This is a genomic window from Streptococcus parasanguinis, assembly GCF_001578955.1.
GTDB classification, from domain to species: Bacteria; Bacillota; Bacilli; order Lactobacillales; family Streptococcaceae; genus Streptococcus; species Streptococcus parasanguinis_U.
Window position 1 is genome coordinate 336,314 of record NZ_KQ969689.1, and the last position, 1,677, is coordinate 337,990.

The following is a 1,677-nucleotide window of genomic DNA, read 5'->3' on the forward strand; positions in this document are numbered from 1 at the left end:
AGAAAATCCAGCTGGGGGGACGTGGAACTCATTTTTGCCCTCACTGTCAAAAGGAGAACTAGATGGCAAGAATCATTGGATTAACAGGAGGAATTGCTTCAGGAAAGTCCACTGTCACCTCCTATTTGAAAGAAAAAGGGTATCCTGTCATTGATGCGGATCAAGTGGTTCATGATTTGCAAGCACCAGGAGGAGCCCTCTACCGTGTCCTAGTGGATCATTTTGGTAGAGAGATTCTTACCAAAGAAGAAGAGCTGGATCGCGTCGCTTTGGGTCAGCGGATTTTTTCAGACCCTAGTGAAAGAGACTGGTCCAATCGCGTCCAAGGAAGGCTTATTCGTGAGGCTCTAGCTGAGGTAAGAGATAGACAAGCTGCACAATCCGATCTCTTTTTTATGGATATTCCACTCTTAATCGAGCAAGGCTATGAAGAGTGGTTTGAATCTGTCTGGTTGGTAGCTGTATCAAAAGAAACCCAGCTCAAGCGCCTGATGGAACGCAACCACTTATCAGAACTGCAGGCCCAAGAACGTATTGCGTCTCAAATGCCGCTAGATGAAAAAAGCGCCCATGCAGATCTGGTCTTAGACAATAATGGCGATCTTGCTGCCCTCTATGCCCAATTAGATGCAGCCCTACAACAATTAGAAAGAAGATGATTTTATCACAAGAGAAATCAATTGGCGTAAAAATCTATATATTGCCTGGATCGGGTGCTTTTTCATCGGAGCCAGCCTTTCTTTAGTCGTTCCTTTTATGGCCCTCTTTGTGGAAGAGTTGGGTGTTACGGGCAAGGCTGTTCCCTTTTATGCTGGGATAGCCGTCGCAAGTTCTTCTGTAACTTCTGCGATCATGTCTCCCATCTGGGGGAGCTTAGCCGACCGCTATGGTCGAAAACCTATGATGCTTAGAGCTTCTATTGCCATGACGCTGACCATGGGAGGTATTGCCTTTGTCCCATCCGTCTTTTGGCTCTTGGTCCTGCGCTTGCTCAATGGGGTTTTTTCAGGCTTTGTCCCCAATAGTACAGCCCTGATTGCTAGTCAAGTTCCCAAGGACCAATCCGGCTATGCCCTAGGGACTTTGTCGACCGGTGTCGTGGCTGGAACCTTGATGGGGCCTTTGATTGGAGGACTCATTGCTGAAAATCTAGGAATGCGCAATGTCTTTCTCTTGGTCGGCTTCTTCTTATTTTTGGTTTCCCTCTTAACCTTCTGGGGCATTGAGGAAGACTATGAACCCCTTCCAAAAGAAGAACAAAAATCCAGTTGGGAGTTGCTCATGTCCATTCAGCAAAAAGATATCCTCTTGGGACTCTTTTTGACCAGCATGACCATTCAAATGATCGCCCAATCTATTTCTCCGATCCTGCCTCTTTATGTGCGAGCTTTGGGACAAAGAGATAACCTGATCTTTGTATCGGGGATGATTGTTTCAGCTATGGGAGTCTCTAGTATGCTCTTTTCAGGTTGGATGGGAAAACTCGGAGACCGAATCGGGAATCACCGGCTCTTATTAATCGCCCTTCTCTATAGTGGCTGTCTCTATATTCTTTGTGCCCAAGCGCAATCACCCCTTCAATTAGGGATTTTACGCTTCCTCTTTGGGATCGGGACAGGAGCCCTACTACCTGGAGTTTCTGCATTATTGAATCGTTTAACCCCTCCTGAAGGGATT

At 46.6% G+C, this 1,677-nt stretch carries 3 protein-coding genes; all 3 read left to right on the forward strand.

From position 1 onward, the window contains the following. The coding region (locus SPADD19_RS12305; RefSeq protein ID WP_277619459.1) for a zinc finger domain-containing protein at nucleotides 1-62 on the forward strand (62 nt) is incomplete at its 5' end. Next, nucleotides 63-659 (forward strand): dephospho-CoA kinase, encoded by a 597-nt coding sequence (gene coaE / locus SPADD19_RS01620; protein ID WP_061455035.1) that lies wholly within the window; start codon nucleotides 63-65, stop codon nucleotides 657-659. Between the two features lie 16 nt (nucleotides 660-675). Next, nucleotides 676-1,677: MFS transporter (locus SPADD19_RS01625; RefSeq protein ID WP_277619460.1), on the forward strand; the 1,002-nt coding region annotated here is incomplete at its 3' end.

What these genes read in the sequence shown, in the direction of transcription:
- coaE (WP_061455035.1), top strand. Translation starts at nt 63, where the DNA reads ATGGCAAGAATCATTGGATTAACAGGAGGAATTGCTTCAGGAAAGTCC.